Origin of the sequence: Caulobacter henricii (assembly GCF_001414055.1) — a bacterium.
Lineage (GTDB): Bacteria > Pseudomonadota > Alphaproteobacteria > Caulobacterales > Caulobacteraceae > Caulobacter > Caulobacter henricii.
The window spans coordinates 2343534-2364747 of sequence record NZ_CP013002.1 but is presented as its reverse complement, the minus strand read 5'-3'; the positions used below and the strand labels follow the sequence as shown (position 1 = coordinate 2364747).

At 64.3% G+C, this 21214-nt stretch carries 20 protein-coding genes; 13 read left to right on the top strand and 7 right to left on the bottom strand.

Annotated elements, in window-relative coordinates; translation table 11 throughout:
- The first annotated feature begins 291 nt into the window (after positions 1–291).
- Genes AQ619_RS11100 through rodA form a run of 5 tightly spaced genes read left to right on the top strand, consistent with a single transcriptional unit; the run spans position 292 to position 6089 of the window.
- Positions 292–1335 carry a rod shape-determining protein gene (locus AQ619_RS11100; RefSeq protein ID WP_004623009.1) on the top strand — a complete coding sequence of 348 codons (1044 nt, stop codon included), beginning with the start codon at positions 292–294 and terminating at the stop codon, positions 1333–1335.
- Positions 1336–1383: 48 nt separating this feature from the next.
- Positions 1384–2418: a rod shape-determining protein MreC gene (gene mreC, locus AQ619_RS11095; protein ID WP_062147301.1), complete on the top strand. Its 1035-nt coding sequence runs from the start codon at positions 1384–1386 to the stop codon at positions 2416–2418.
- On the top strand, positions 2415–2930 hold the full coding sequence (locus AQ619_RS11090) for a hypothetical protein (RefSeq protein ID WP_062147298.1): 516 nt from the start codon (positions 2415–2417) through the stop codon (positions 2928–2930). Before mreC ends, AQ619_RS11090 begins: the two co-directional genes overlap by 4 nt.
- A 4-nt stretch (positions 2931–2934) precedes the next feature.
- Positions 2935–4935 (top strand): penicillin-binding protein 2, encoded by a 2001-nt coding sequence (mrdA, locus tag AQ619_RS11085; protein ID WP_062147295.1) that lies wholly within the window; start codon positions 2935–2937, stop codon positions 4933–4935.
- Complete coding sequence (gene rodA, locus AQ619_RS11080; RefSeq protein WP_062147292.1) at positions 4932–6089, top strand: rod shape-determining protein RodA; 1158 nt, start codon at positions 4932–4934, stop codon at positions 6087–6089. The genes mrdA and rodA overlap by 4 nt, the downstream gene beginning before the upstream one ends.
- A 15-nt stretch (positions 6090–6104) precedes the next feature.
- On the opposite strand, the gene pip is transcribed toward rodA, so the two are convergent.
- Entirely contained in the window at positions 6105–7094 is a 990-nt protein-coding gene (pip, locus tag AQ619_RS11075; RefSeq protein ID WP_062147280.1) for a prolyl aminopeptidase, read from the bottom strand.
- Between the two features lie 97 nt (positions 7095–7191).
- On the opposite strand from pip, the gene AQ619_RS11070 reads away from it, so the two are divergent.
- Positions 7192–7446, top strand: coding sequence for a low temperature requirement protein A (locus AQ619_RS11070; protein ID WP_166504217.1), 255 nt, complete (start codon positions 7192–7194; stop codon positions 7444–7446).
- A 6-nt stretch (positions 7447–7452) separates the two neighbouring features.
- Here AQ619_RS11070 and AQ619_RS11065 read toward each other — a convergent pair whose 3' ends face one another.
- Positions 7453–8415, bottom strand: a complete 963-nt coding sequence (locus tag AQ619_RS11065; protein WP_378109164.1) for an alpha/beta fold hydrolase — start codon at positions 8413–8415, stop codon at positions 7453–7455.
- A gap of 153 nt (positions 8416–8568) precedes the next feature.
- Here AQ619_RS11065 and AQ619_RS11060 point away from each other — a divergent pair, with 153 nt between their 5' ends.
- Positions 8569–9786: a multidrug effflux MFS transporter gene (locus AQ619_RS11060; protein ID WP_062147271.1), complete on the top strand. Its 1218-nt coding sequence runs from the start codon at positions 8569–8571 to the stop codon at positions 9784–9786.
- 110 nt (positions 9787–9896) lie between these two features.
- Here the strand turns inward: AQ619_RS11060 and AQ619_RS11055 are convergent, their stop codons facing one another.
- The 4 genes from AQ619_RS11055 to AQ619_RS11040 form a co-directional block, all read right to left on the bottom strand.
- Positions 9897–11174: a metal-dependent hydrolase family protein gene (locus tag AQ619_RS11055; RefSeq protein WP_062147268.1), complete on the bottom strand. Its 1278-nt coding sequence runs from the start codon at positions 11172–11174 to the stop codon at positions 9897–9899.
- A 57-nt stretch (positions 11175–11231) separates the two neighbouring features.
- The gene (locus tag AQ619_RS11050; protein ID WP_062147265.1) at positions 11232–12728 is read right to left on the bottom strand and encodes a phosphomannomutase/phosphoglucomutase; all 1497 of its coding nucleotides are present in this window, start codon (positions 12726–12728) and stop codon (positions 11232–11234) included.
- 433 nt (positions 12729–13161) lie between these two features.
- On the bottom strand, positions 13162–14118 hold the full coding sequence (locus AQ619_RS11045) for a KpsF/GutQ family sugar-phosphate isomerase (protein ID WP_062147261.1): 957 nt from the start codon (positions 14116–14118) through the stop codon (positions 13162–13164).
- Positions 14115–14348, bottom strand: a complete 234-nt coding sequence (locus AQ619_RS11040; protein WP_062147257.1) for a hypothetical protein — start codon at positions 14346–14348, stop codon at positions 14115–14117. The genes AQ619_RS11045 and AQ619_RS11040 overlap by 4 nt, the downstream gene beginning before the upstream one ends.
- Positions 14349–14450: 102 nt before the next feature.
- On the opposite strand from AQ619_RS11040, the gene gpmA reads away from it, so the two are divergent.
- The 3 genes from gpmA (at position 14451) to AQ619_RS11025 (ending at position 17868) form a co-directional block, all read left to right on the top strand.
- The gene (gene gpmA / locus AQ619_RS11035) at positions 14451–15164 is read left to right on the top strand and encodes a 2,3-diphosphoglycerate-dependent phosphoglycerate mutase (RefSeq protein ID WP_062147254.1); all 714 of its coding nucleotides are present in this window, start codon (positions 14451–14453) and stop codon (positions 15162–15164) included.
- A gap of 85 nt (positions 15165–15249) precedes the next feature.
- Complete coding sequence (locus AQ619_RS11030; protein ID WP_062147251.1) at positions 15250–16509, top strand: pentapeptide repeat-containing protein; 1260 nt, start codon at positions 15250–15252, stop codon at positions 16507–16509.
- 93 nt (positions 16510–16602) lie between these two features.
- Positions 16603–17868 (top strand): pentapeptide repeat-containing protein, encoded by a 1266-nt coding sequence (locus AQ619_RS11025; protein WP_062147248.1) that lies wholly within the window; start codon positions 16603–16605, stop codon positions 17866–17868.
- Positions 17869–17995: 127 nt separating this feature from the next.
- Here the strand turns inward: AQ619_RS11025 and AQ619_RS11020 are convergent, their stop codons facing one another.
- Positions 17996–18466 (bottom strand): Hsp20 family protein, encoded by a 471-nt coding sequence (locus tag AQ619_RS11020; RefSeq protein WP_062151599.1) that lies wholly within the window; start codon positions 18464–18466, stop codon positions 17996–17998.
- A 230-nt stretch (positions 18467–18696) separates the two neighbouring features.
- Between AQ619_RS11020 and AQ619_RS11015 the strand changes: the two genes are divergently transcribed.
- From AQ619_RS11015 to AQ619_RS11005, 3 genes are read left to right on the top strand one after another with little or no spacing between them, the layout of a single operon-like run.
- Positions 18697–19539, top strand: coding sequence for a class I SAM-dependent methyltransferase (locus AQ619_RS11015; protein ID WP_062147245.1), 843 nt, complete (start codon positions 18697–18699; stop codon positions 19537–19539).
- Between the two features lie 58 nt (positions 19540–19597).
- A complete protein-coding gene (locus tag AQ619_RS11010; protein WP_062147242.1) occupies positions 19598–20482 on the top strand; it encodes a class I SAM-dependent methyltransferase in 885 nt (294 codons plus the stop codon).
- Positions 20483–20490: 8 nt separating this feature from the next.
- The gene (locus tag AQ619_RS11005) at positions 20491–21153 is read left to right on the top strand and encodes a hypothetical protein (RefSeq protein ID WP_062147239.1); all 663 of its coding nucleotides are present in this window, start codon (positions 20491–20493) and stop codon (positions 21151–21153) included.
- Positions 21154–21214: the final 61 nt, after the last annotated feature.

Genomic DNA, 21214 nt, shown 5'->3' with positions numbered 1-21214 from the left:
AGGCCGCGAATAGACCTTGAAATCAACGCTTTCGCAGGGCAAACGGGCGACGTCGACGCGTATCGGGAGTGTCGGACGACGGCGCGGCCAGGGGGGCGGCGCTCCCGTCGTGTCCCGAAGCGCCTAGACCCGGACGGAACCGCGATTCAGGGGAATCATGTTGTCCTTGTCCGGTAGTGGGTTAGGAGAGACTCGCGCGCGAAGCCTGCTTTGCGTCGCAACGTCATCCTGAGCCTGATTTCGTCTTGAACTGCCGCGTTTTGCCCCTCTATCCCTCAGTCAGGGCTTTCAATGTTTTCTTCCCTCTTCGGCGTGATCTCCAACGACATCGCCATTGACCTCGGCACGGCCAACACCCTCATCTACATGAAGGGCAAGGGCATCGTTCTGAACGAGCCGTCTGTCGTGGCGCTGCGCAATGTCGGTGGTCGCAAGATCGTCCATGCCGTGGGGATTGAAGCCAAGCAGATGCTGGGCCGGACGCCGGGCCACATGGAAGCCATCCGTCCGATGCGTGACGGGGTCATCGCCGACTTCGAAGTCGCCGAAGAGATGATCAAGTACTTCATTCGCAAGGTTCACAACCGCAAGGGTTTCGTGAACCCCAAGGTCATCGTCTGCGTTCCGTCGGGGGCCACCGCCGTCGAGCGTCGCGCGATCAATGACAGCTGCCTCAATGCTTCGGCCCGTCGCGTAGGCCTGATCGATGAGCCCATGGCCGCCGCGATCGGTGCCGGCCTGCCCATCCACGAACCGACCGGTTCGATGGTCGTCGACATCGGCGGCGGCACGACCGAAGTGGCCGTTCTGTCGCTGTCGGGCATCGTCTATTCGCGGTCCGTCCGCGTCGGCGGCGACAAGATGGACGAAGCGATCATCAGCTATATGCGCCGCCACCATAACCTGCTGATCGGCGAAACGACCGCCGAGCGCATCAAGAAGGAAATCGGCACCGCCAGGGCTCCGGCCGACGGCGAGGGCCTTTCGATCGACGTCAAGGGCCGCGACCTGATGCAGGGTGTGCCCCGCGAAGTCCGCATCAGCGAGAAGCAGGCTGCCGACGCTCTGGCCGAGCCGGTCGGGCAGATCGTTGAAGCCGTCAAGGTGGCGCTGGAAGCCACTCCGCCCGAGCTGGCTTCCGACATCGCCGACAAGGGCATCATGTTGACCGGCGGCGGCGCTCTGCTGCGCGGCCTGGATGCCGAGATCCGTGACCATACCGGCCTGCCGGTGACCGTGGCCGACGATCCATTGTCCTGCGTGGCCCTGGGCTGCGGCAAGGTGCTTGAGCATCCGAAGTGGATGAAGGGCGTCTTGGAATCCACCCTGGCCTAGCCTTAAGTTCCGACATAGGCGCCTGGGGGGCGTCGGGAGAAACTGTCCGTGCCCTTTCGCGAAGGTCCCCTTGGCGACCTGAAAGTGCCGCTTACCTGGACCGCGGCCGTGGCGTTGATCGTCGCCGCCGTGATCGCGGTGGCGTTCCTGTTGGCGGACCGGCGCGAGACGCTGCAGGACCATGCCTATGGCGTCACCCGGCAAACGGTCGACACCGTGTCCAAGCCGGTCAGTGGTGCCATTGCTGCGCCTGGCCGCTGGACGGGTCTGGGCCTCGATTTCGCGCGCAGCTACTTCTTTACGGCATCCGAGAACCGCCGGCTGAAGGCCGAACTCGCCGAGATGCGGCAGTGGCGTGACCGGGCCCTGTCCCTGCAGGACAGCAATGATCGCTACAAGTCGCTCCTGGGCCTGAAGACCGATCCGCCGATCCCGATGGCCTCGGCCCGGGTCGTCAGTGATAGCCGGGGCCCCTTCGCCAATACCCGCCTCGCCGACGCCGGCTCGGAGAAGGGCGTGCTGGTCGGCAATCCCGTCTTGAACGAGCGCGGCCTGGTCGGGCGCATCGTCGGCGTCTCACGCGGTGCCAGTCGGGTCCTCCTGCTTACCGACATTGCTTCGCGTACCCCGGTGATGATCGACCGTACCAATGCGCGCGCGATCCTGACGGGCGATGGCGGCCCCAATCCCAAGCTCGAGTATCTTCGCGGGGTCGACCCGATCCAGCAGGGCGACCGGGTTGTGACCTCCGGGGATGGCGGGGTCGTTCCGCGCGGCCTTCCTGTCGGCGCGGCCGTCAAGGGCCTGGATGGTCGCTGGCGCGTGGTGCTGTTCGCCGATGACGCCGCCATCGATTTCGTGCGCATCCTTTTGTTCAAGGACTTCTCGCAACTGGCGGACGAAAAGCAGTTGCAGACCCGAAGTCTTCCACCCGTGACAACGGAAGATCCCCAGGCCTCGATCCTCAGCAGGCCCGCAGCGCCCGCTGCGAAGCCGCCAGTGGCGCTGGCCCCAGCCCCGGCCCCGGCTGTGACGCCAAGGCCGCCGGCTGCAAAGCCCGTTGTGGCTGGAGGCCAGCAATGAGCCTGCATGGCGCCAGGCCTCTGCATCCGGCGCGCTGGCTGGGCGTCCCGCTGCTGGTTTGTATTGTCGCGACCGTCGTGTTCTCGGCACCCCTGCGGATCTGGGGGCTACAGTTGCCGGAGCCGGTGTTCGCCATGGTTCCGGCCTTTGCCTGGGCCCTGATCCGCCCATCGATCCTGGCGCCTTTTGCTATTCTACTGCTGGGCCTGTTTCTGGATCTCTTCTGGGGCGGTCCGACCGGGCTTTGGGGCCTATCCTTGCTGGTCGCGTATGCCATGGTGCTGACCGCGCGCAACATGATGACTGGTCAAAGCCGGCCCATGATGTGGGCCTGGTTTGCGGGCGTGACCGCTGTCGCCATGCTTGCCGGGTTCCTGTTCTCGATGCTCGACAGTCTGGCCATGCCCAGCCTCCTGGCGGTCTTCTGGCAGTTCCTGGCCACGGCTCTGCTGTTCCCCTTCGCCCATCGCCTGGTCGACCGCTTCGACGACGCCGACGTCCGGTTCCGGTAAGGCGATGAGCGAACCGTCAATCCTGTTCTTCGAGGTCAATGAACGTCAGGGGGTCTTCCACCGGCGCGCTTTTCTGATGGGCGGACTGGCGGGTGTGGGCCTGCTGGCCCTAGGCGGGCGCTTGGCCCAACTCCAGTTGATCGAGGCCCAGCGCTATCAGAAGCTGTCGGCCGGAAACCAGTTCAATTATCGGCTCATGCCGCCGCCGCGTGGCCTGATCCTCGACCGCAACGGCACGCCCCTGGCCTCCAACCGCCCGAATTTCCGGCTGATGGTGATCAAGGACAAGGGGATGGATGTCGAGGCAACCCTCGACGACCTGTCGAAGCTGGTCCCGATTGACGGATCGCGGCGGGCGCGCCTGATCAAGGATATCAAACGCGCGCCTCGCAAGGCACCGGTCGCCATCATGGAGGACATGAGCTGGGAGGAGTTCTCCCGGGTCAATATCCGTGCCCCCGAACTGCCCAATGTCACGGCCGACATGGGCGAGGTACGGGTCTATCCATTCGGCGGAGCCTTCGCCCATGTGATTGGCTATGTCGCCAAGGTCTCGGATCGTGACCTGTTGGCTGCCGAAAAGGATCCGACCCAGGATCAGGACCTGTTGCACCATCCGGGTTTCCGGATCGGCAAGCAGGGCGTGGAAAAGGCCTTCGACACAGAGTTGCGCGGCCGCGCCGGTGCCACCAAGGCCGAGGTTGACGCTCAGGGACGGGTCGTTCGTCTCGACCCGGAGGGCGACATCCGGCCGACACCGGGCAAGGAAATCCGGCTCACGCTCGATGCCGATATCCAGAACCGTGCCCTCGAAGTGATGGGCGAGGAGAGCGGTGCCATCGTGGTGATGGACATCCGCAACGGCGACCTGCTGTGCATGGCCTCGGCCCCCAGCTTCGACGCCAACCGCTTCGTGCGCGGTCTGAGCGGGCCGGAATACAAGGCGCTGTCGGAGTACGAGCGCAAGCCGCTGCTGGACAAGTCCATGACCGGCACCTACCCGCCGGGCTCGACCTTCAAGCCGACGGTTGCGCTCGCAGCCCTGTCGGCCGGTGTAAATCCCGAGGTGAGGGTCAACTGCTCCGGTGGCTGGTACTATGGCGGGCGGACCTGGCGGTGCTGGGAGAAGCGCGGCCACGGCGCTCAGAACATGCACGATGCCATCAAGAACTCGTGCGACATCTATTTCTACCAGACGGCCTTGCGCATCGGGCCGGATGCGATCGCCAAGGCCGCGAGGGCTGTGGGTTTTGGTGAGATCTTCGACATCGGCATTCCGGGACAAAGGCGCGGAATCGTGCCGGACCGGGCCTGGAAGAAGAAGGCCTTCAAGGACCCGCGCAACCAGATCTGGTTCCCGGGCGAGTCCCCAAGCTACGGCATCGGGCAGGGGGCCCTGAACGTCAATGCCCTGCAGTTGGCGGTGATGACCGCGCGACTGGCCAATGGCAAAAAGGCCCTGGTGCCGCGGCTGATCAAGTCGGTGGGTGGCGTTGAACAGCCCAGCGGCGCGGCCGTGCCGGACCTGCCGTTCTCGGCCGAGCACCTTGACTATGTGCGCGAGGGTATGGCCGCCGTGTCGGCCGCCGGGGGCACGGCCTACGCCAATAGCCAGCTGGGCCTCGGTGACATCCAGATGGCCGGCAAGACCGGTACCGCCCAGGTGCGCAGCTTCGACAAGGGCGTCTCGCGCAACAGCAAGGACGTGCGCTGGCGGCTGAAGGACCACAACCTGTTCGTCGCCTTCGCCCCCTATGACGAACCGCGCTATGCCGTCTCGGTGATCATCGAACACGGCGGTCTGGGCGGGGGCACAGCCGGCGCGCCTCGCGCCCGCGAGGTCATGCGCGTGGCGCTGCTGAAGGATCCGGAGATCCGCGCCCGTATTGAGAAGCCGATGCCCATGCCCGACGCCCCGCCGGAAGCCGCGATCGAGGGCGCGGCACCTGAAGACCCGGTGATCGGGGCACCACCACCCGTCGCACCCCAGGGGCCGCACATATGACCCTCAGCGGCGGCCTCAGCCGGCCCGGCGAACGCGACCGGCCGATCATCAAGTTCATGGAGATCGACTGGACCTTCTGCCTTGCGCTGTGCCTGATCGCGGGCGCGGGAGCCCTGATGCTCTTCTCGATCGCTGGCGCATCCTGGGAGCCCTGGGCTGCCAAGCACCTGGTCCGGTTCGGCCTCTATTTCGTTATGATGGTCATTCTGGCCATGATCGACCTCCGCCTGTGGTTCATGATCGCCTACCCGGTCTATGTGGTAGGCTTGATCCTTCTGGTCGCGGTCGAGTTGGTCGGCGACACGTCCCTGGGTGCCACGCGCTGGCTCTCGATCGGTGGCTTCCGGTTCCAGCCCTCGGAAATCATGAAGATCGGGCTCGTCCTGGCCCTGGCGCGCTACTATCACGGCCTGTCCGCCGACAGCGCCCGGCTGTCATGGCGGCTGCTGATTCCGGCCTTCATGATCGGCGCGCCCGTACTCCTGGTCGCCCATCAGCCGGATCTCGGCACCGCGATTCTGATCGCCGCCACCGGCTTGTCCATCGTGGTCCTGGCCGGCCTGTCTTGGCGGGTCATCGTGGCGGGAGTCGTGGCGCTCCTCGCCGCCATCCCGCCGTTCATCATATTCGTGCTGCACGACTATCAGCGTAACCGCATCCTGACCTTCATGAACCCCGAGGCTGACCCGTCGGGTAACGGCTATCACATCATGCAATCCAAGATCGCGCTCGGTTCAGGCGGTTTGATGGGCAAGGGCTTTGGCCTGGGGTCGCAGAGCCAGCTGAATTTCCTGCCCGAGAAGCAGACCGACTTCATCTTCGCCACCCTGGCCGAGGAGTTCGGGTTCCTGGGCTGCTTCAGCGTGCTGTTCCTGTATGGCGCGGTGATCTTCATGGCGCTGCGGATTGCCTCGATCAGCCATAGTCACTTCGGCAGACTGGCGGCTGCCGGGACCACGGCGACCTTTGCACTCTATGTGCTGATCAACGGGGCCATGGTCATGGGCCTGGCACCGGTCGTGGGCGTGCCCATGCCGATGCTGTCCTACGGCGGTACCGTGATGCTGACGGTCATGATCGGCTTTGGCCTGGTCCAGGCCGTCCGGGTTCACCGCTATACCGAGGTCACCAGTGGCAAGGGTTCGCTGATGTAGGCCGCAAGGGCGGGCCTACGAGACCAGGGCCGCCTCGGTGGCTCGGACCAGGCCGTCGATGATTCCGGGTTCAGTGGAGGCGTGGCCAGCGTCCCAGATGATGTCGAAACGGGCCTGGGGCCAGGCCTTGTGCAGGCTCCAGGCGCTATCCAGCGGCGTCACAACGTCAAACCGACCTTGCACGATCCATCCCGGAATATGTCGGATCTTGTCGATGTTCTTCAGGATCCAGCCATCCTGCTCGAAGAAGCCCCGGTTGGTGAAGAAGTGGCATTCGATCCGGGCGAAGGCGATGGCGAAGTCTTCTTCATTGAATTTTGGCGGACGCGCCTCGGGGCCACGAAGCGAAATGGTGTCGCCCTCCCACTGGCTCCAGGCAGCGGCGGCCTCCAGCTGCACGCGACGATCAGGGGCCACAAGCCGTCTGTGATAGGCGCTCATCAGGTCGCCGCGCTCGTCTTCCGGGATAGGGGCGAGGAACCGCTCCCAGGCATCCGGGAACAGCATCGAGGCCCCATCCTGATAGAACCAGCGCAGTTCCTTCTCAGTCAGCAGGAAGATGCCGCGCAGCACCAAGCCCTCGACCCGGTCGGGATGCTTGATGGCATAGGCCAGGGCCAGGGTCGAACCCCATGAGCCGCCGAACACCGTCCACTTCTCGACGCCGAGATGTTCTCGAAGCCGTTCGATGTCCTCGATCAGGCTCCAGGTGGTGTTGTCCTCGAGGCTGGCATTGGGGCGAGAGCGGCCGCAGCCGCGCTGATCGAACAGGGCCATGCGCCATTTGGCCGGGTCGAAGAACCGCCGCATGGTCGGATTGACCGCCCCGCCCGGGCCGCCGTGCAGGATCACGCAGGGCTTGCCGCGCGGGTTGCCGCATTCCTCGTAGTAGATCTCGTGCGGACCTCCGGTCGGCATCCAGCCAAACGAATAGGGCTCGACCTCGCGAAACAGGCCGCGCCGGCCGATGGAGGACATGACGGAGGTGGAGGCGTGACGATCCATGAAGGAAGCCTAGCGCGCTTCACGGCCTCCTGTGAACGGAAGATCGACGGCGGGCGTTCGGGGATGCGTCTTGTGGCCGAGTTGCTATGGTCTGCGCATGGACTCGCCTGAAGATCTGACCGACGAAGAGCTGCTGGCCATGCTCACACCACGCCAGTTGGCGGAACTCGACCGCACGATCGGCGAGACCTTTGCTGATGGTGGGGTTGACCGCGCTGAGGCGCTGATGGCCCTGGCCCAGGTCTATGCCATGCGGGCGGCGCAGCGGGACGAGACCTCTGCCCTGGCGCTGTTGCAATTGGCCGCAGCGATGCGACGCCGGGCAGAAGCCATGTCGGGTGGGCGGCGCTGAAGAGGATCAGGCCGGGAAACGTCGAGCGAGCCACGCCCCTATGGCCGCATTGACCTCTGCCGGTTTCTCTTGCTGGGTCCAGTGACCGCTGCCTTTGATCAGCACCTTTTCGAGGTCTTCGATCTGTTCTCCCATGCGGTCGCAGAGGGAAGGCGGGAGGACCACATCGTGCTCGGCCATGATCATCAGGCAAGGCAGGCCGTCGATGCGCCGCGGCAGATGCTCCGATCGCTCCCAATTGCGAGTGAAGTTGCGATACCAGTTGATCCCGCCCGTAAAGCCGGTGCGCGTAAAGGCCTCGGTGAAGACTGCGGCCTCCTCGGGACGCAGGACCTGGTTCGGGTCGGTTCTCCAGTTGTAGCGCACCAACCCCTCCTGCAGGGCCAGGCTGCGTTTCTCAGCAGGTCGGGCCTCGAAGGCTTCGACGCTGTCGCCGGGCAGGCGCATGAAGTAGCGGATGGTCTTCTCCGGATCGGCGGCCAGTTGGGCATCGGCGATGCCGGGTTTCTGGAAGTGGACGATGTACATGTCGTCGCCATAGGCGCGGCGGTACATCTCGATCGGATCCAGTGGCAGGCGGGGGGTAAACGGGGTGTTCAGCCCGATGATCCCGGCGCAGCGGTCGGGATGCAGCAGCGGCATGGCCCAGACAATAATTCCGCCCCAGTCGTGGCCACAGAACACGGCCTTATCGACGCCCAGATGATCGATCAGGCCGACCAGGTCGCCTGTTAGATGCTCAATGTCATAGGCCTCAACCGCCTCTGGACACTCGGTCAGACCATAGCCGCGCTGATCGGGCGCGATCACCCAGCGGCCCGCTGCGGCCAGGGCGGCGATCTGGTGTCGCCAGGAGTAGGAAAACTCCGGGAAGCCATGGCACAGGACGATCGGCACCCCCTGTCTTGGTCCAGCCTCGTAATAGGCCATCCGGATACCGTTGACGGTCGCGAAGGATGGGGCGGGCATGGGCGGGGCGAGCGGACGCTCCTCTGTGCGGCTCATCAACGTCTCCTGCGCGGTCCAGTGCTACATGATTGCTGATCACCCTGACGGTCCCCGCGCAGGCTCGCAAGCCGGTTGTGGGGTTCACCCAGCGTCAAACTGGAGTAGAAGGCCCGCATGACCGTCGCCAGTCCCCCCGCCGCAACGCCCTGGAGATTGGTCTTCCTCCTGGGTGCCCTGACGGCCTTCGCGCCGATGTCGATCGACATGTACCTGTCCAGTCTGCCGGCGATCGGGCAGTCTCTAAAGGCCGGGCCCGATCAGACCCAGGCGACTCTGGCGGCCTTTTTTGCCGGCATGGCGATCGGCCAGTTCATTTATGGTCCGGCGTCGGATCGGCTGGGGCGACGCGGCCCGATCCTCTTCGGGGTGTCGGTCTATGTGCTTGCATCGATCGTGTGCGCCCTGGCACCCAACATCGAGACCCTGGTCACGGCGCGCTTTGTGCAGGCGCTTGGCGGATGCGCGGGGGCTGTCGTGGCGCGTGCCGTCGTACGCGATCGGTTCAGCCATGCCGATACGGCTCGCGTTTTGTCCTTGATGACCCTGATCATGGGCCTGGCACCCGTTCTCGCGCCGCAGTTGGGCGGCCTGATCCAGTTGGTCGCGGGTTGGCGCGCCGTGTTCTGGGTCCTGGCGATATTCGGCCTCGCGATCGGCGTGTGGGTCGCGCTGGGTCTGAGCGAGTCGCGGTCGGCCGAGACCGAAGCCCAGGCCCGTTCGGAGAATCCGCTCAAGGCTTTTGCCGCACTCCTGCGGATGCCCCGCCTGGTGGGTTATGGACTCGCCGGCACGCTGAATGGTGCGGTCCTGTTCACCTATATCTCCGGCGCACCGGAGGTGATCATGACGACCTATGGCCATACGCCTGTGGCCTTCAACATCATCTTCGCCTTCAATGCCGTGGGCATCATCGGTGCCAGTCAGGTCAACCGGTTGCTTCTGCGGCGCACGACGCCGGATCGGGTGCTGATGCGCGCCAGTATCGCGTCAGTCGTCTTTGCCCTTCTATTGGTCTCTGCAGCCTGGTCAGGACTCGGCGGGCAGTGGACGGTCCTGCCCTTGCTGTTCATGGCGTTGTCGACCTATGGCCTCATGGCCGGCAACACCATGGCCGGCGCGCTCAGCGTTGATCCCAACCGGGCGGGTTCAACCTCAGCCCTGATGGGCTCGGCCTCCTTCGGGTCCGGTGCCATCGCCGCCTGGATCAGCGGCCTTCTGCATGACGGCACTGCGAGGCCGATGGCCACCATAATGGTCGCCTGCCTGATCGGCTCATCCCTGGCGATCTTTCTGGTCGCCTTGCCCAAGGGTGGGGCCAAGTCCGAAGCCTAGAGCCGTCTGCGATCGCACCTGGTCTATCAAGCATGACATGGCGGCCTAGGACCCAGGCGTGAAGCCGCCAGACAGGACGATGGTTCCCCGGCCCGCCACAGCTGCGCGGCTCACGGTCTGCGGTGAACGACGCCGTCCTTGATCACGAGTACGACGGCCTTGCTGGCCTCGATGTCGCGCGTCGGGTCGCCCGCCACCGCCACGATGTCGGCCAGGAAGCCGGCCTTGAGCTTGCCCAGATCGTCCTGGCGGCCCAGCACGCGGGCGTCGACAGCGGTGGCTGCCAGCATGGCCTGGGCCGGGCTCATGCCGTGACGGACCATCCAGACCAATTCGCGGGCATTGTCGCCGTGGCGGAAGACGCCGACGTCGCTGCCCATTCCGATCGTCACGCCGCTCTTCAGGGCCAGCTTGAAGGCGCGCTCGGCCGCCTGCATGGCCGGGGTCGGCGGGGTCTTGCCGGCGACATAGCCGCCGAAATAGGTCGAGGTGCTCTCGCTGGCCGTCAGGGTCGGGAAATAGGCCACGCCCTTCTCGGCCATCAGCCGGAAGGTGGCTTCCGAGCCGCCATAGCCGTGTTCAATGGTATCGACCCCCGCCAGAATGGCCCGGCGCATGCCTTCGTCGCCAGCAGCGTGCACAGCCACCGGCCGGCCACCCGAATGGGCCACCTCGACCATGGCCTTCAGCTCCTCCTGGGTGAAGGTCGCCCGCGTCGCGCCGTCGGGACCGACGCGATAGTCGGCATAGATCTTGATCCAGTCGGCCCCGGCGGCGGCCTGCTCGCGCACGGCACGGACGGCCTCGTCGATCCCGCTGACCTCCTGGGCCCCCTGCGGGATTTCGGCGTCGGGATTGAAGTTGCGGCGCGCCGGGCCATAGGCTCCGGTCGCCACGATGGCCTGGGTGGTGACAAACAGGCGCGGCCCGGGGATCACGCGGTCGGCTATGGCGCGCTTGAGGGCGACGTCCGTCGTTCCCGCCCCTTCGGTGCCCAGTTCGCGCAGGGTGGTGAAGCCTGCGTCGAGCGTCGCCCGGGCCTGAACCGTGGCCCGGATCACCCGGTAGTCGGGCGTCTCTTTCAGGACCTGGTCGTCCCAAGAGGCCTCGTTATAGGGGTGCAGCAGCAGATGGCTATGCAGGTCCATCAGGCCGGGGATCACGGTCGCGCCGGGTAGGTCGATGATCTCTGCCCCGGTGGCGTCGAGGCCTGCGACCGGGCCGACGGCGGCGATCCGGTTGTCCTTGATCAGGACGCCCCAGCCCTCATGCGGCGGCCCGGCGTCCTCGGCGGTCCAGACGCGGGCGGGCTTGAGCAGGATCGGCTGGGCGGCGAGGGCGGTGGTCGCCGACAGGGCCAGAGCAAGGGCGGTGATCATCTGGCGCATGGGCGACTCTCCGGAGCCTCTGCACGCTAGACTGATTTCTCGCCTGTCGAGAGAGGATCAGATCTCCTGATTGTATTTCCCGACCCGGTCGCCCAGGCGCGGCTTCACTTCCTCTCGGAACAGGGCCCGCATGTCGTCCTCGGAACTCGTGCTCTCGACCACCACCACGATCTCGGGCTTGTTGGACGAGGCCCGGACCAGCACCCATGAGCCGTCTTCCAGGTGCACGCGCACGCCGTTGACGGTGATCACCTCGGTGATCTTCCGGCCCAGGATTGCGCCGCCGGCGGCGAACAGGGCCTGGTACTCTTTCACCACCTCGTCGACGATGCCGTACTTCACCTCGTCACCGCAATGCGGGCTCATGGTCAGGGAGGTGAAGGCCACGGGCAGAGCCTTTCGCATGTCCGACAGCTTCAGGCCCGGATTGCGGTCCAGCATGGCCAGGATGGCAGCGGCGGCGGTCAGGCCGCAGTCATAGCCATAGCCCAGCTCGCCGTTCATGAAGAAGTGGCCGCTCTTCTCGAAGCCGGCCAGGGCCCCCAGTTCGGCGCTCTTGCGCTTGATGTAGCTGTGGCCAGTTTTCCAGTAGATCACCTTGCAGCCCTGCGCGGCCAGGATCGGGTCGGTGGCGTAGAGTCCGGTGGACTTCACATCGACCACGAAGGTGGCACCGGGGTTCAGCGGGGCGAGATCGCGGGCCAGCATCAGGCCGATTTTGTCGGCGAAGATCTCCACGCCTTCATCATCGACGACGCCACAGCGATCGCCGTCACCGTCGAAGCCGAAGGCGAGGTCCGCGCCATGCTCGCGGACGGCGGCCGCCATCGCGTGCAGCATCTCGGCATCTTCCGGGTTCGGATTGTATTTCGGGAAGGTGTAGTCGAGCTCGGTGTCCATGCCGATGACATCGGACACGCCCATGCGCTGCAGGGCATCGACCGCGAAGGCCCCGGCGGTGCCGTTGCCGCAGGCGGCGATCACCTTCAGCGGGCGGGTGATGCTGGCCCGTTTGGCCACATCGGCGATGAAGCGCTCGGCTTCGCCCTCGACCCGGATCAGCTTGCCGCCGTCGCGTTCGACAAAGGCCCCGCCCAGCACGATCTCGCGCAGGCGGCCCATTTCGTCGGGTCCGAAGGTGAGGGGGCGCTGGGCGCCCATCTTGACGCCGGTCCAGCCGTTCTCGTTGTGGCTGGCGGTGACCATGGCCACGCAGGGGATGTCGAGGTCGAACTGGGCGAAATAGGCGGTGGGCGACAGGGCCAGGCCGATGTCGTGAACTTCGCAGCCGGCCGAGATCAGGCCCAGGATCAGGGCGTTCTTGATCGAGCTGGAATAGGAGCGGAAGTCGTGGCCGACCACGATCTTCGCCAGGCCCAGTTCCTGGATATAGGTGCCTAGCCCAAGCCCCAGGGCCTGAATGCCCAGCAGGTTGATGTCGGGCCCAAACAGCCAGCGCGCGTCGTATTCCCGAAAGCCGGTCGCCTTGACCAGCGGTTCGTTCTCATAGGCGGCGGTGTTGGCAACGAGGTCGGAGCGGGGCGCAGAGAACATCGGTGCTCGCATCTAGGTTGAAGTCGTCTCTATAGCCGCTGGAGACTCACCTTGTCAGGGCGTAAATGCGTAGGGGTGCATCTAGCCTAGAGGGCCAGGAGGTAGAATTTCGCGGCAATTATCAGTATCAGGCCGCCAATCAAGACTGCAGATGCAATATACAAGTGATTTTTTGTGAAAGAAAATTTCTTCTTCTGCGGTGTTTTTCGACGCCGCTTTCTTACGACTTTTTCCATTTTGGACCATTTCTAGATTGTGCGTGTATCAGGCGTAAGAAGATCTATGTCGCTTGCCCTGGGTTGAGCCTATTTTATCTATCGTGCGCAGGTACGAGATGCTCGGCCCAGCGGGGCTCGGCGGCTGACGTCACCCAAGGGCATAGCTCAGAAAGGGTATAGCAGGGTCAAATAAGGCGTCGAAGTTAGACCCAGGTCTAGAGAATCCCCGCTCGAAGCAGATCATGCACATGCAATATGCCAACGGGGCGCTCGCCATCGACCACAAACAGCACCGTAATCCGGCGCTCATTCATGATTTTCAGGGCCTCGGCGGCCAGGGCGGCTGATCCGATGGTCAAGGGCGCGCGCGTCATGACCTCGCTGGCGACATGACCCATCAGGCCATCCAGGTGGCGCCGCAGATCGCCATCCGTGATCAATCCTACCAGGGCTCCGGACCCGTCAGTAACCCCGACGGCACCAAAGCGCTTCTCGCTCATCACCAGCAGGGCTTCGGCCATGGGAGCGTCGGCGGAGGCCAGGGGCAGTTCCTCTGCGCCATGCATCAGATCGCCGACCGTGCGCAGCATCGAGCCCAGCTTGCCGCCGGGATGGAACACGCGGAAATCGCTGGCGGTGAACCCGCGCCGTTCCAGTAGGGCGACCGCCAGGGCATCGCCGAGGGCCATCTGCAGGGTGGTCGAGGTCGTCGGGGCATTGACCTCGGCGGTGGCTTCCGGCGCGTCGGGAAGCAACAGCACGATGTCGGCTGCGCGGCCAAGCTGGCTCTCTGCAACTGCAGTTATGGCAATCAGGGGGATAGAGAAGCGTTTGGCATAGGCCAGGGTGTCGGACAGTTCGCGAGCTTCGCCCGACTTTGAAAGCGCCAGAACGACATCGTCCTGGCCGATCATGCCCAGATCGCCATGACTGGCCTCAGCGGCATGGACAAACATGGCCGGTGCGCCGGTCGAGGCCATGGTCGCGGCGATCTTGCGGGCAACGTGTCCTGACTTGCCGATGCCGGTGCAGACTACGCGTCCCTTGGCGGCAAACAGGGTCTCGACGGCCCGGACAAAGGCGTCGGACAGCGTGTCTGAAAGCGATCGAAGGGCTTCTGCCTCGCCGAGAATGACGCGCTGGCCGACCGTGACAGCGTCAAAGCCGGTCATTGTACGGCTCCGCCCGCAGCCTTGACGGCTCGCACAGCTTCCTCGGCCCGGCGACGGGCACCTTCCTTTTCGCGTTCGATCTTGGCCCGCATTTCCGGCGTCTGCTGGATGGGCGTCGACCCGAAAGGATCGGGCGAACGCGCGCCATAACCTTGCGGCCAGACCAGGGCGAGGGCGATCATCGCAAAAGCGATCAGCGCCATCAGGGGCATGAAAATGCGATCGGACATGAGCCTGCCTATAGCATGTGTCGCGCGGACGGGGAGGGGGGGGCGCTTGACGTGAAGCGCCTCTGGGCCTAGCCCGCCCGTGTCATCTCGCAAGGAGGCCCGATGCCGACCCTCGTCCTGCTCCGCCATGGCCAAAGCCAGTGGAATCTCGAGAACCGCTTCACCGGCTGGGTGGATGTCGATCTGACCGCCGAAGGGGAGGCCCAGGCGCGCAAAGGCGGCGAACTGATACAGTCGGCCGGCATCGAACTCGACGAGGCCTTCACCTCTGTTCAGACCCGCGCGATCCGAACCTGCAATCTGGCCCTGGATGCTGCTCGGCAAAGCTTTGTGCCGGTGACCAAGGACTGGCGGCTGAATGAGCGTCACTATGGTGGACTGACCGGCCTCAACAAGGCCGAGACCGCCGCCAAGCATGGCGAGGCCCAGGTCACGATCTGGCGGCGGTCCTACGACATTCCGCCGCCGGAACTGGCACCGGGCGGCGAGTACGACTTCAGCAAGGACCGTCGCTACGCCGGCAAGGACCTGCCCTCGACGGAAAGCCTTGCGACCACCCTTGTTCGGGTACTGCCCTACTGGGAGGCCGCCATCGCGCCGAGGCTTTCGGCGGGCGAGACGATTCTGGTGGCCGCCCATGGCAATTCCCTGCGTGCCATCGTCAAGCACCTGTTCAACGTGCCGGACGCCGAGATCGTTCATGTCGAGATCCCGACCGGCAATCCGCTGGTGATCGAGCTCGACCTGGGCCTAAAGCCCGTGGCCGTGCGCTACCTTGACGAGAGCCGCGCCGAGTCCCTGCCGGCCATAGGCTGACGGTACCGGAAGGCCTTGGAAACTCAGCGTTAATGCCGCAGGAGGCATGGTCGGGATCCATCCATCTGGATAGATCGCAAGTAACATGACCGCTCCTGTGGCCACGGGCCACGAGTATCGGCGCCTGACGCAATATGACGTGGACGTGATCTGCGCCAAGCACGACCGGCTGTGGGCGGCTCGTCTTGGCGGAGCGCGGGCCGTTTTTGCGTTCTGCGATCTGTCCGGTCTTTCGGTCACCGGGCGAAATCTCTGCGACGCCGATTTCACCGGCGCGCTGCTGGTCGGTTGCGACTTGCGCAAGGCCAAGCTCGACAATGCCAATCTCTACGGGGCCGACCTGCAGGGGGCTGACCTGTCCGACGCCTCAATGCGACGGGCTGACCTGCGGGGATCAAGTCTGAGGGGCGCCAATCTAACCGGGGCCGACCTTTTCGAGGCCGATCTGCGGGAAGGGGCCATAGCCGCCGCGGATCGCAAGGAAGGCTACAAGATCCTCGAGCAGACCCATCGTGAGGCCTATGCCACGGGTGCCATCCTGGCCGGCGCGAACCTCGAGCGCTCGCGGCTTTCCGGAATCGTCGCGAACAAGGCGGACTTCAGTGATGCGATCCTGAAGGATGCAAAGCTGGTCCGCGCCAATCTGAAACAGGCCAATTTCAACGGTGCCAACCTCGCAGGGGCCGATCTGTCTGGTGCCAACCTGTCGGGCGCGGACTTGCGCAACAGCGTTCTGGTCGGTGCAAAGACCCAGGCCTGGAACGTCAGTGACACCAATATGGACGGGGCTCTTACGGACAAGCCCTCTGGAACTAGCATCTCGGATCTGCCCTACGAACAGATGATCGCTGACCATGCGCGGTGGTGTGAAACCGGGGGCTCGGAAGGCAAGCCCTCGGCCTTTGACAAGGCCGACCTGCGGAATCTGAAAACGATCCGCGGCTTTAACCTGACTGCTCTTTCGGCCAAGGGGGCGGTATTCTACGGCCTCGACATGGAAGGCGTGCAACTCCAGGGTGCCCAACTTGAGGGGGCCGACCTACGGGCCTGCAATCTGCGCCACGCCGATCTCCGCGGTGCCCGCCTGCGCGGTGCCAAGCTATCAGGTTCGGACCTCAGAGATGCGCAACTCGGCCCGCTGCTGATCGGGCCGGATCGGCTGCTGCCATCGGATCTGACCGGAAGTCTGCTGACCAATGCGGATCTCGCTCGAGCGGATCTCCGTCAGGCCTGTTTCAGTGGTGCGGACCTTTCTCGCGCCAATTTCACCAATGCCAATCTCAAGGACGTCGACCTTACCGGAGCCCTGCGGGCGGGCTCGCGCGGCCTAAACGGGGTTCTTTGATCCGGCGCGACATTTCCGCGCACTTTTAACGGTTCACTCGTTCATCCCCGATAGGGTCCGACCACAGAACGTGGTTACGGGAGTATCAGGGGCATGAACGCCGCGCAGAGCATGGCCGGCAGGCGACGCCTTAGCCAGGCCGAGCTCGACATGATTTTGACCGCCCACGAGAAGTTCGTGACTGGCAAGCAAGGCGGCCGGCGCGCTTCTCTGAAGTTCGTAAACCTGTCCGGTCTGGACCTCTCATTCCGTAATCTTGTGGACGCTGATTTTACCGGGTCAGCTCTCGAAGGCTGCCGCATGGTCCGCACAAAGCTGGATCGTGCGAGTCTCTTCGGCTGTGACCTGCGCAAGGCTGATCTGCGGCAATCGGTTATGGTGCGTGCCGACCTCCGCGGGGCTTGTTTGCGCGGTGCCAACCTCGCCCAGGCGGATCTGACCCAGGCGGATTTCCGGGAAGGGCAGATCGCCATTCCGCACCCGAGCAAGGGTCTCGATACCCTTCGGCACGAGACGCGCCAGGGCGAAGTCGATGAGGTCAATTTCTCGGGCGCGACCCTCGACGGTTCGCAGTTCGAAGGGGTGTCGGCGTTCAAGGCCGATTTCAGCGACTGTTCCCTGCGCGGTGCCAAGCTGTCGGGGGCCAATCTCAAGGAAGCCAACCTCTCAGGGGCCATTCTGGACGGTGCCGACGTGAAGGGTGCCAATCTTGAAGGGGCCAATCTGCAGGGATCGGTCATGGCCGGCGTCGATACCTCGACGGCGCGGACCACGGGCTCGAACATGAGCGGCGCTTTGATCGCTGTCACGCCCCAGGCGCTCGCACGGGTCAAGGAACTCTACCAGCGTGCCCTGGATAACCAGCTCTGGTGTCAGTCCGGCGGACAGGAAGGTCAGTGCGCGCGTCTGGACGGCGAGGACCTGCGTCCCTTGGCCGATCGCCTCAAGGGCCTGCGCCTCACGGCTATGAGCGCCAAGGGGGCGTGTATGGTCGGTATGGATCTGTCTGGTGCCCAGCTTCAGGGAGCCAACCTCCAGAACGCTGATCTTCGCGCGGCCAATCTTCGCGGTGCCGATCTGCGTGGGGCCAAGCTTACCGGTGCCAACTTGACCAAGGCTGATCTGCGCCAGGCCTTCCTGACGGCCCTGCCTCTCGGGCCGGACCGCCGAACCGTGACCCATCTCGGGTCCGCGCGCCTGCGCTATGTCATGGCCCAGACAGCCAATCTTTCAGAGGCCGTGCTCGACGGTGCTGATCTGCGCGGAGCCGATTTCACCGGGGCCCGTGTGCTCAAGACCAGTTTCCGGGACTGTGATCTTAGCCAGGTGCAGGGCCTGGACCTCTCAGGCCCCAGCTAGACCGGCTGCCGAAAGACGCGGGGGGACCTTCGTCAGGCCTGACTTTTGCCTCAACACGAAAAAGGCGGCGCATCGCTGCGCCGCCAAAGTCGGGGAGGGGGAAGAGATCGATGCCGGAGGTGGCCGGTCAGGCGGCCTTGTCGGCCTTGACCTTCTTGCCTTCGATCAGCGGAGCGGCCTCCGACTTGATCTCAATGGTGCGGGGCTTGAGGGCTTCGGGCAGTTCGCGCTTCAGGGCGATCGACAACAGGCCATCGGCCAGGGCCGCATCCGTTACGACCACATAGTCGGCCAACTGAAAGCGGCGCTCGAAATTGCGCTCAGCCAGGCCGCGATGCAGGTAGCGCTTGGCTTCGTCATTGGCCGTCTTGCGGCCGGTGACGGTGAGAAGGTTTTCCTTCACCTCGATAGACAGTTCGTCCGGCTTGAACCCGGCGACGGCCAACTCGATCCGGTAGGCGTTCTCGTCGGTGCGTTCAATATTGTAGGGCGGATAGCCCGACGCGGCCTCATTCGACGCTGCGGCGTCGAGCAGGGAGGCCAGTCGGTCGAAGCCGACGACAGACCGATAGAGGGGGGAAAGGTCGATGGTACGCATGGTGACATCCTTCTCATCAAGCAAGGTTGCGGTGTCAGTTCGTCCCTTTGGCGACCCGAAATCGGCATCGCCTGCGGTCCGGAAGGCCCGGAAGTCCAGCGCCTTCGATTAATTAGTTGGGGTGCCTCTTTTCGACTTCAAGAGGCGAAAATGATCCACGGTCGCTAAGGGCTTGATTGCCGCAATTGCCCGGCTAAGGTCGCCGCTCCTGACGCGGAAGAGCCCCCCAAATGACCCACCGTCGCCATGTCCTGATTCTGGCAGCAGCCCTCTGTGTGGCTGCTGCTCCCTCCGCCTTCGCCCGCGATGCGGCGCTGAAGGCCGCTGTCGCTGCACCTCAGCGACCGGCTGCTGATGTCGCGCGTGATGGTGCTCGCCATCCGTATGAGAGCCTGTCTTTCTGGGGGGTGAAGCCCCGCCAGACGATCATCGAAGTGTCTCCGGGCAACGGGTACTGGACCGAGATCCTCGCGCCCTACGCCAAGGCGACGGGTGGTGTTTACATCGCCGGCGTTGCCGATCTGGCCAATCCCAAGCTCTCAGAGGGGGCTCGTAAGGGCCGCGAAGCCTTTGAAGCCCGTTTTGCCAAGGATGAGCGGTACGGCAGGGTCGGCTATGCCAATTTTGGCGCTGTCTCCGCGCCCTTGGGGGCTCCCGGGTCAGCCGACCTCGTTCTGACCGCCCGAAACGTCCACAACTGGACTGTTCAGCCGGGCGTTGCGGACAAGGTATTCGCGGACTTCTTCGCTGTGCTCAAGCCGGGCGGCATGCTGGCCGTCGAGGAGCATCGCGCGGACCCGAAGTCCGAGACCAGTGCCGGCGCTGACGGGTACCTCGCCACGGCGACGGTTGTCGCCCTGGCCGAGAAGGCCGGCTTCAAGCTGGACGCCAAGTCCGAGATCAATGCCAACCCCAAGGATACCAAGGATCACCCCTTCGGCGTCTGGACCCTGCCGCCTGTCAAGCGCACCGCCCCCGGTGGCCAACCTGCCGATCCGACCTTCGATCGCACCAAGTATGACGCGATCGGCGAAAGCGACCGGATGACCCTGCGGTTCCGCAAACCTGGCTGAAGCGGCGCATTCTGGCCAAGGTCGCGACTTAGTCTGGCGGCGTTCGTAAGGGGGAAGAATGCTTCCGGATACCACCTGGTCCAGGCGCGGCGTGATCGTTGCCGGGGCGGCCGCAAGCCTTGCCGGCTGCGGTCGCAAGGCCGCCGAAGCGCCCCCGAAGGCACCGAACAAGGCGCAGAATGACACCATAGAGGCGGCGGTCGGCGGGTCTTGGCGCTCGCCGGCCGACCGTGCGCGAGATCCGTGGCGCCATCCTGTCGAGAGCCTGACCTTCTGGGACCTGAAGCCGGGTCAGACCGTCGTGGAATTCTGGCCTGGCGCGGGCTGGTACACGGAAATCCTGGCTCCATTTCTCGCGGCCACGAAGGGCAAGCTTCATGCCCCAACCCTGCAGGCGGATGGCCAGGATCCATCGGCTATCGAGGTCGTGGAGGCCTATCGGCATAAGCTGGCTGAGAAGTCCAAGCTCTACGGGCGTGTGGAGATTACGGCCTTTGGCCCGACGAGTGGTCCCGTCGCGCCGGCGGGCTCGGCGGATCTGGTGCTGTTCCTGCGGAATGTGCACAACTGGATGGCCGCCGGCATAGCCGAGAAGGCCTTCAAGGACGCCCTGGTGGCGCTCAAGCCTGGCGGCATTCTCGGGATCGAGGAACACCGGGGCCAGGCGGGGCGCATCCAGGATGTCCTGGCCGCAGACGGCTATGTTCAACAGGCCTATGTCGAGCAGATGGCCCAGGAGGCGGGCTTCATCATGGTCGGGTCCAGTGAGATCAACGCCAACCCGCTCGACACCAAGGATCATCCTTTCGGCGTCTGGACCTTGCCACCAACCCGGCTTTCGGCCCCACGGGGAGAACCGCCCGAACCCGGGTTCGACCACGCCAAGTATGACGCGATTGGCGAAAGCGATCGGATGACCCTCAAATTCATGAAGCCCAAATGAGCGTAAAAATGACAAACCGAACGCGCCTGGTTCCGGCCTTGGCCTTGGTGCTGGCCATGGCCGCTGCTGCACCCGCCCTTGCCGGCCAACTGACGGTTTCCACGGACAAGGCCTTTCCGTTTCTGGAAAGATTCCTGAAGCTTTCGCCCAGTGAGAAGGCCCGCTTCCGATTGATCTATTCGCCCCGGGTCAATGGCAAACCCATCATTGGTCAGAAGGCGACCCTGATCGAGTCGAATGGCAACAGGACCGTCATTCCGATCAATGCTGATGGCTACTACGAAAAGACCCCAAGCCTGGCCCAACTCTCCGACGCCAAGATCGCCTTTGATGCACCGGTTGGCACCAAGTTCGGGACCTCGATGGCTTTCCTCACGACCCTGAAGGCCGAGACCGAGTACGAGGTCAAGGACCTGGTGGCCACTGTCGAGGAAACCAATGGCGTCATTCGTCGTCAGGCCGGACCGGCCGCCATGCTCGCACCCAAGATGGGCGGCATCGCCTTTGTAAAGGCCCAGGGCGGGGTTGCCGTCTTTGCTGATGGCCGAACGAAACCTCTGCCCCAGGTCAAGGAGACCCCCTATTTTCTCCACGATGAGTTTCCGGGTGCCGTGAAGGTAAAGTTGACAAAAACTCCAACTAGGGTCGGGTTCTATCCGAAGAAGAAATAAGCAAGGTCGGGTCTGAACGGTGTTTACTTGCCGCCTCTGCCCGGTCTAGCTTTTGCCAACG